An 8,350-nucleotide genomic window follows, 5' to 3' on the forward strand; every position below is an offset into this window, starting at 1 on the left:
GGAGCGGGCATGNCTTCGCCCGTGTTCGCGGGCACGCCCGCTCCCACAAGGGGGCTAGTCAGCTAATAGATTTTAAGCAAGACAGTTGCCACAAGGATGGGGACTTTCAGGCCAGCTCTTTCAGGCGATGCCACAGCATCCCCAGCGCCAGCAGTGGCGAGCGCAGGTGCTTGCCGCCAGGGAAGGTGATGTGCGGCACCTTGTTGAAAAGGTCGAAGCGCCCGCTTTCCTGGCCGCTGATGGCTTCACCCAGCAGGCGTGCGGCCAGGTGGGTGGCGTTGAGCCCATGGCCCGAGTAGGCCTGGGCGTAATACACGTTCGGCTGGCTGGCCAGGCGGCCAACCTGCGGCAGGCGATTGGCACCAATGCCGATCATGCCACCCCACTGGTAGTCGATGCGCACGTCGGCAAGCTGCGGGAACACCTTGAGCATCTTTGGCCGCATGTAGGCGGCGATGTCCTTCGGGTCGCGGCCTGAATAGTGGCAGGCACCGCCAAACAGCAGGCGGTGGTCGGCGGACAGGCGGTAGTAGTCCAGCGCCACGCGCTGGTCACACACCGCCATATTCTGCGGCAGCAAGGCGCGTGCGCGTTCTTCGCCCAGCGGCTCGGTGGCGATGATGTAGCTGCCGGCCGGCAGCACCTTGCCGCCCAGCTCGCGATTGAGGTCGTTGTGGTAGGCGTTGCAGCACAGTACCAGGGTCTTGGCGCGTACCCGGCCTTGGGCAGTATGCACCTGCACTTCAGTGCCGTAGTCGATGCGGGTGACTTCGGATTGCTCGAACAACTTCACGCCCAGGCGGGCGGCTGCGGCGGCTTCACCCAGTGCCAGATTGAGCGGATGCAGATGCCCGGAGCCCATGTCGACCAACCCGCCCACGTAGCAATCGGCACCGACCACGCTGTGGATATCGTTCTTGCCGACCAGCCGCAGCTCATGTGCATAGCCCAGGCTGCGCAGTTCCTCGGCGTCTTGGGCAAAGCCCAGCAGCTCGGCGGGTTTGTTGGCCAGGTCGCAGTAGCCCCAGGCCAGGTCGCAGGCGATGGCATGCTTTTCTACCCGCTCGCGCACGATCTGTACGGCCTCCAGGCCCATCAGTTTCATGGTGCGCACGCCTTCTTCTCCGATGACCGGGAGGAACTGCTCCAGACCATGACCGACCCCTCGGATCAGTTGCCCGCCATTGCGCCCACTGGCGCCCCAGCCAAGTTTGCGCGCTTCCAGCAGGATGACCGAGAAACCACGCTCGGCCAGCTCGATGGCGGTGTTCAGGCCGGAGTAGCCGCCGCCGATGATGCACACGTCGGCGTTGTGTTCGCCTTGCAGGTAGGCGTGGTCGGGGTGTGGCGCGCTGCTGGCGGCGTAATAGGAGGCGGCGTGCTGCGCGCTGTGGATCATTGGGGCGGCCCTGAAAAATGGAGGGGGGACGAGGATAAGCTGTGCCATCGCGGCCGGGCAACCAGCGAGGGCTTCATGCTCGTTCGCGGGTGAACCCGCGAATAAGCCTATAATCCAATCACTTTTGTCAGCTTGTATCCCGTCATGTCCTGTAACCGCCACAAGATCCACTTCCTGCGCGAACTCATCCCCTCTTTCGAGTGCGAGCCCGGCTGCCACGACTGCTGCGGCCCGGTCACCACCTCGGCGGAAGAAATGGCCCGGCTGCCGCGCAAGTCCCAGGCCGAGCAGGACGCTGCTCTGGAGCGTCTGGACTGCGTGCACCTGGGCCCCCACGGCTGCACGGTGTATGAAGAGCGGCCGATGATCTGTCGGCTGTTCGGTACCACCCCGCGCATGGCCTGCCCGCGTGGTCGTGGCCCTGAACCGATGATCGACCCCGCCGCTGAACAGTTGGTCCACCAGTTCATTGCCACCACCCGCCAGGTGCTGGTCTAGCCTCAGTCCGGGATCGGCAGGCAGAGGCTCTCCTTCACCTCTTCCATCACGATGTAGCTCTTCGACTCGCGCACGTGCGGCAGTTTCAGCAGGATGTCGCCGAGCAGCTTGCGGTACGAGGCCATTTCCGAAATACGCGCTTTCACCAGGTAGTCGAAGTCGCCCGATACCAGGTGGCATTCCAGCACGTGGGGCAGCTTCAAAACCGCGCGGCGGAACTCCTCGAAGGTATCGCCCGACTTGTAGTCCAGGCTGATTTCCACGAATACCAGCAGGCTGCCCTTGAGGTGCTGCGGGTTCAGGCGGGCGTTGTAGCCCATGATGATGCCCTCGCGCTCCAGGCGGCGAACCCGCTCGGTACAAGGGGTGGTGGACAGCCCAACTTTCTCGCCCAGTTCGGTGAAGGAAATACGCCCGTCATTCTGCAGGATACGCAGGATGTTGCGGTCGATCTTGTCCAGTTCACGCTTGGTCTGGTGCTGGGTTCTCATAGGGGATGCCCCTCCGTGAAAGGCGATTTTGCCGAGAATTCTCGCCAATAATAGGCTTTTATATAGTGAATTGCACTGGTCTCAAATTCCTATACTGCGCCCATTCATGCCATTTCAATAAAAGTGTGCGGCGCGCCGCGTGTGAGGGATAAAACGATGCGAGTTCTGGTACTTGGTAGCGGTGTAATCGGAACCGCCAGTGCCTACTACCTGGCCCGGCAAGGTTTCGAAGTCACGGTGGTCGACCGCCAGCCGGCGGTGGCCATGGAAACCAGCTTTGCCAACGCCGGCCAGATCTCGCCCGGCTATGCCTCGCCCTGGGCTGCCCCTGGTGTACCGCTCAAAGCCATCAAATGGCTACTGGAGCGTCATGCCCCCTTGGCCATCAAGCTCACGGGCGACGTCGACCAGTACCTGTGGATGGCACAGATGCTGCGCAACTGCACCGCCAGCCGCTACGCGGTGAACAAGGAGCGTATGGTGCGTCTGTCCGAGTACAGCCGTGACTGCCTCGACGAGCTGCGCGCCGAAACCGGCATCAACTACGAAAACCGCAGCCTGGGCACCACCCAGCTGTTCCGCACCCAGGCCCAGGTCGATGCTGCGGCCAAGGACATTGCCGTACTCGAACAGTCCGGTGTGCCTTACGAGCTGCTCGACCGCGACGGCATTGCCCGCGTCGAACCCGCCCTGGCCGGCGTGAAAGATATCCTGGCCGGCGCCCTGCGTTTGCCGAACGACCAGACTGGCGACTGCCAGCTGTTCACCACCAAGCTCGCCGACATGGCGTTGAAGCTGGGCGTGGAGTTCCGCTTCGGCCAGGACATCCAGCGCCTGGACTTCGCCGGTGACCGCATCAATGGCGTGTGGATCGACGGCAAGCTGGAGACGGCAGACCGCTACGTGCTGGCGCTGGGCAGCTACTCGCCACAGATGCTCAAGCCGCTGGGCATCAAGGCTCCGGTGTACCCGCTGAAAGGTTATTCGCTGACCGTGCCGATCACCAACGCCGACATGGCTCCGACCTCGACCATTCTCGACGAGACCTATAAGGTTGCGATCACCCGTTTCGATAACCGCATCCGCGTTGGCGGGATGGCTGAAATCGCCGGCTTTGACCTGTCGCTGAACCCGCGCCGGCGCGAAACACTGGAGATGATCGTCAACGACCTTTATCCTCGCGGCGGTGACTTGAGCCAGGCCAGCTTCTGGACCGGCCTGCGCCCGGCGACCCCGGACGGCACGCCGATCGTGGGTGCCACGGGGTTCCGCAACCTGTTCCTGAACACCGGTCACGGTACCTTGGGCTGGACCATGGCGTGCGGTTCCGGTCGCTTGCTGGCCGACCTGATTGCGCGCAAGAAGCCGCAGATCAGTGCCGAAGGCCTGGATATCTCCCGGTATGGCAACAGCCGGGAAGTGGCCAAGCACGGGCAAAGCGCGCCGGCTCACCAGCAGTAATAGCCTGTGCCGGCCCATTCGCGGGCTTGCCCGCTCCCGCAGGAACACCACCGCTTTTGAAAGCTGTGCACGACCTGTGGGAGCGGGCAAGCCCGCGAAGAATCCACCACCGATTTCAACCCGAACCACCATAAGGCAGCCGCCATGCGTCCCGCCCGCGCCCTGATCGACCTCCAGGCCCTGCGCCACAACTACCGTCTGGCCCGTGAACTGACCGGTGCCAAAGCCCTCGCCGTGATCAAGGCCGACGCCTATGGCCACGGCGCCGTGCGCTGTGCCCTGGCCTTGGAGGCCGAGGCCGATGGCTTTGCGGTGGCCTGCATCGAGGAGGCACTGGAACTGCGCGCCGCGGGTATCAATGCCCCGGTGCTGCTGCTGGAAGGTTTTTTCGAAACCAGCGAACTGGCACTGATCGCCGAGCACGACCTGTGGTGCGTGGTGCACTCGCTGTGGCAGCTGGAAGCCATCGAGAAAACCCCGCTGCACAAGCCGCTCACCGTCTGGCTGAAGCTGGACAGTGGCATGCACCGCGTTGGCCTGCACCCCAAGGACTACCACGATGCCTACCAGCGACTGCTGGCCAGTGGCAAGGTTTCGCGCATCGTGTTGATGAGCCACTTCGCTCGCGCCGACGAACTGGACGCTGACGCTACCGCCCAGCAAATTGCCGTGTTCGAAGCTGCCCGACAGGGCCTGGCCGCCGAATGCAGCCTGCGTAACTCACCCGGCGTGCTGGGCTGGCCGCAAGCGCCCAGCGACTGGGTACGCCCAGGCCTGATGCTGTACGGCGCCACGCCGTTCGAAGTGGCGCAGGCCGAGGCCGCGCGCCTGCAACCGGTGATGACCCTGCAATCGCGGGTGATCAGCGTGCGCGAGCTGCCTGCCGGCGAGCCGGTGGGCTATGGTGCCAAGTTCGTCAGCCCTCGGCCGACCCGCGTGGGTGTGGTCGCCATGGGCTATGCCGATGGCTACCCGCGCCAGGCGCCCAACGGCACCCCAGTGCTGGTCGCCGGCAAGCGTACCCACCTGATCGGCCGGGTGTCGATGGACATGCTCAGCATCGACCTCACCGACGTCCCGCAAGCCACTGTCGGCAGCCCGGTCGAACTCTGGGGCAAGCAGGTGCTGGCCAGTGAAGTGGCCGCGCAGGCGGGCACCATTCCGTACCAGATCTTCTGCAACCTGAAGCGAGTACCACGGGACTACGTCGGCGAATGAGACGCTGAAGCGGACAGGTTGGGGGCGGTGTGTTGTAAATACTGAACGGCATTGCCATGATATCGTTCACATCCACTCCCCTTTCACCGTTTCAGGAGGCTCCAGTTTTGGACGTCGGCGAACGACTGCAAGCCATCCGCAAGCTCAAGGGCCTGTCGCAGCGCGAACTCGCCAAGCGTGCTGGCGTGACCAACAGCACCATCTCGATGATCGAGAAGAACAGCGTAAGCCCCTCTATCAGCTCGCTGCGCAAGGTGCTGAGCGGCATTCCCATGTCCATGGTCGAATTCTTTTCGGTCGAGCTGGAGCCGCAAAGCCCGACTCAGATCGTCTACAAGGCCCACGAGCTGATCGATATCTCGGACGGTGCGGTGACCATGAAGCTGGTGGGCAAGTCGCACCCCAACCGTGCCATCGCTTTTCTGACCGAGGTGTACCCGCCAGGTGCGGATACCGGTGCCGAGATGCTCACCCACGACGGCGAGGAGACCGGTATCCTGCTTGAAGGCCGCCTGGAACTGGTGGTCGGCAACGAGATTTTCGTTCTCGAAGAAGGCGACAGCTACTACTTCGAAAGCACCCGCCCGCACCGCTTCCGCAACCCATTCGACCAGCCGGCGCGGCTGATCAGTGCGGCGACGCCTTCAAACTTTTGATCCAGCGCAGTGCATTGATTCGGCAATACCCCTTTCCTGTGTGGGGTCGTTTCACGGCCTCTGGGTTCCCGCTATACTTTTCAACGCTCGCCGATCCGTGGCCGCGAGCGTGATTAGCCACCATGAGGGTGTTCGCGTGAATCAAATCAAGAAGATGCTGGCCGTACCAGCAGCCGTATTCGCCCTCTGGGCAATGAGCGCAACCGCTGCGACCAATGACGACATCGCCAAGCGCCTGGAGCCGGTTGGCCAGGTGTGCGTCCAGGGCCAGGAGTGCAAAGGCATGGAAGTGGCCGCTGCAGCGGGTGGCGGGGGAGCCAAAACGCCGGATGAAATCATCGCCAAGCACTGCAATGCCTGCCATGGCAGCGGCTTGCTCGGCGCGCCTAAAATTGGTGACACCGCGGCGTGGAAAGAACGCGCCGACCACCAGGGCGGCCTGGATGGCATCCTGGCCAAGGCCATTACTGGCATCAACGCCATGCCGCCAAAGGGCACCTGTGCAGACTGCTCGGATGAAGACCTGAAAGGGGCGATCAAGAAAATGTCCGGGCTGTGATTTACAGCTGAATTGCATGAGGCCCGCCGTTGATGGCGGGCTTTGTTTTTTTGTTGCCTGGGCCGGCCTCTTCGCGGGCAAGCCCGCTCTCACAGGNAAAGGGCCGGTACAGGCAACCAATTACTTCAGCCCTATGTCCAACTCCTGAACCCATGGATGTTTCAGGAGGCCCAGATGCACCTCTGCTCCATCGACCAGGCTGTCGAGCAGGTCTTGTCCCGGCTGCCAGCCCATATCCACATGGGCCTGCCTTTGGGCCTGGGCAAACCCAATGCCTTCGTCAACGCGCTTTACGCCCGCGTACGCGAGCTGCCCGAACGGCGCCTGACCATCTATACCGCACTTTCCCTCGGCCGCCCGCCACTGGGCGATGGCCTGCAGCGGCGCTTTCTCGAACCCTTCGTCGAGCGTGTCTTCGCTGACTACGAAGAGCTCAGTTACCTCGCAGACCTGCGCAACGACAGCCTGCCGCCCAACATCCGTGTCGAACAGTTCTTCATGCAGCCCGGCAGCCTGCTGCACAGCGAATCGGCCCAGCAGGACTACGTCAGCAGCAACTACAGCCACGCCGCACGTGATATCAACGCCAAGGGCCTGAACCTGGTCGCCCAGTTGGTGGCCGCCACCCCCGAAAAGCCCGTGCACCTGAGCCTGGCCTGCAACCCAGACATCACCCTCGACCTGCTGCCGATGATCGCCAAGCGCCGCGCTGCAGGCGAAACCATCCTCATGCTGGGCCAGGTGCATGCCGAACTGCCCTACATGCCAGGCGATGCCGAGCTGCCCATCGATGCCTTCGACCTGCTGCTCGATGAAGTAGAGCAACGTCGGCTGTTTTCCACACCAAACATGCCGGTTGGCATTCAGGACCACTGCATCGGCCTGCACGCCAGCAGCCTGGTACGCGATGGCGGTACGCTGCAGATCGGCATTGGTGCCATGGGCGATGCGGTTGCGGCGGCATTGCTGGCACGTCAGGGCGACAACGCCGGTTACCGAGCGGTGCTCAAGGCGCTGGATGTCGGACCGTGGCAGGCGTTGATCGAGCGAGAAGGGGGCCTGGACACCCTTACCCACGGCTTGTACGGCTGCAGCGAGATGTTCGTCAACGGCTTGCTGGTGCTGGCCGAAGCAGGGCTGCTACGACGCCCGGCGGACGAGCAAGGCGCAATACTGCATGGCGGCTTTTTCCTCGGCCCGCAAGCGTTCTACCAGCGCTTGCGCGAGATGCCGCTGGAGCAGCGCGCGCAGTTTGTCATGACCCGTATCAGCTTCATCAACGAGCTCTATGGGCAGGAGGCACTCAAGCGCCGACAACGTCGTGATGCGCGCTTCATCAACACCGCGTTTGGCATGACCCTGCTCGGCGCCGGGGTGGCCGACCAGCTGGAGGACGGCCGCGTGCTCAGTGGCGTGGGCGGGCAGTACAACTTCGTTGCCCAGGGCCATGCGCTGGAGGGCGGGCGTTCGATCCTGCTCTTGCGCAGCTGGCGCGAGGCAGGCGGGGAGGTGACCTCGAACCTGTTCTGGACCTATGGCCACTGCACCATTCCCCGGCACCTGCGCGATATCGTGGTGACCGAGTACGGCATTGCTGACTTGCGTGGGCAGACTGACAGCGAAGTGATTGCGCGGTTGTTGGCGGTGAGCGATTCGCGGTTCCAGCCGGGCCTGATCAAGCAGGCCAAAGACGCTGGCAAGCTTGCCGACGACTTTCAGCTGGAGGCGCGCTTTACCGACAATACCCCGCAACGCCTGGAGGCGATCAGGGCACAGCATGCGCGGCTGTTCCCGGAGTATCCGATGGGCACGGACTTTACGGCCGAGGAGCGGGATCTGTTGCGGGCGCTGAACTGGTTGAAGAGCAAGTTCAAGCTGAGCGAGGTGCTGGAGCTGGGCAAGGCAGCGTTGGATGCACCGGGGCCGGAAGGGTATGAGCGGCATCTGGCGCGGATGGGGCTGGAGGTTCCGCAAGGGTTGAAAGAGGAGCTTTATCAGCGGCTACTGCTGGCAGGGTTACAGGCGACAGGATAATCGTTTGCGCACACTGGCCTCGTGTAGGAGCGGG

8 protein-coding genes are annotated in these 8,350 nt (G+C 63.1%); 6 read left to right on the top strand and 2 right to left on the bottom strand.

Annotation, left to right across the window (positions count from 1 at the left end):
* Window positions 1–106: 106 nt before the first annotated feature.
* Window positions 107–1,399, bottom strand: a complete 1,293-nt coding sequence (locus ACTJJN_RS13575) for an NAD(P)/FAD-dependent oxidoreductase (RefSeq protein ID WP_440781330.1) — start codon at window positions 1,397–1,399, stop codon at window positions 107–109.
* A 144-nt stretch (window positions 1,400–1,543) separates the two neighbouring features.
* On the opposite strand from ACTJJN_RS13575, the gene ACTJJN_RS13580 reads away from it, so the two are divergent.
* Window positions 1,544–1,897, top strand: a complete 354-nt coding sequence (locus ACTJJN_RS13580; protein WP_012054091.1) for a YkgJ family cysteine cluster protein — start codon at window positions 1,544–1,546, stop codon at window positions 1,895–1,897.
* 2 nt (window positions 1,898–1,899) lie between these two features.
* On the opposite strand, the gene ACTJJN_RS13585 is transcribed toward ACTJJN_RS13580, so the two are convergent.
* Entirely contained in the window at window positions 1,900–2,388 is a 489-nt protein-coding gene (locus tag ACTJJN_RS13585) for an Lrp/AsnC ligand binding domain-containing protein (protein ID WP_003253520.1), read from the bottom strand.
* A gap of 156 nt (window positions 2,389–2,544) precedes the next feature.
* Between ACTJJN_RS13585 and dadA the strand changes: the two genes are divergently transcribed.
* The 5 genes from dadA to ACTJJN_RS13610 all read left to right on the top strand — a co-directional run bounded on the left by dadA (window position 2,545) and on the right by ACTJJN_RS13610 (window position 8,316).
* The gene (gene dadA, locus ACTJJN_RS13590; RefSeq protein WP_012054090.1) at window positions 2,545–3,849 is read left to right on the top strand and encodes a D-amino acid dehydrogenase; all 1,305 of its coding nucleotides are present in this window, start codon (window positions 2,545–2,547) and stop codon (window positions 3,847–3,849) included.
* A gap of 144 nt (window positions 3,850–3,993) precedes the next feature.
* On the top strand, window positions 3,994–5,067 hold the full coding sequence (alr, locus tag ACTJJN_RS13595; RefSeq protein ID WP_014754833.1) for an alanine racemase: 1,074 nt from the start codon (window positions 3,994–3,996) through the stop codon (window positions 5,065–5,067).
* 107 nt (window positions 5,068–5,174) lie between these two features.
* The gene (locus ACTJJN_RS13600; RefSeq protein WP_003253526.1) at window positions 5,175–5,723 is read left to right on the top strand and encodes a cupin domain-containing protein; all 549 of its coding nucleotides are present in this window, start codon (window positions 5,175–5,177) and stop codon (window positions 5,721–5,723) included.
* A gap of 154 nt (window positions 5,724–5,877) precedes the next feature.
* Window positions 5,878–6,282 carry a c-type cytochrome gene (locus ACTJJN_RS13605; protein ID WP_033723760.1) on the top strand — a complete coding sequence of 135 codons (405 nt, stop codon included), beginning with the start codon at window positions 5,878–5,880 and terminating at the stop codon, window positions 6,280–6,282.
* 174 nt (window positions 6,283–6,456) lie between these two features.
* On the top strand, window positions 6,457–8,316 hold the full coding sequence (locus tag ACTJJN_RS13610) for an acetyl-CoA hydrolase/transferase C-terminal domain-containing protein (RefSeq protein WP_012054087.1): 1,860 nt from the start codon (window positions 6,457–6,459) through the stop codon (window positions 8,314–8,316).
* The last annotated feature ends 34 nt before the right edge of the window (window positions 8,317–8,350 follow it).

Source organism: Pseudomonas sp. 22515, from assembly GCF_052044625.1.
GTDB lineage: Bacteria > Pseudomonadota > Gammaproteobacteria > Pseudomonadales > Pseudomonadaceae > Aquipseudomonas > Aquipseudomonas alloputida.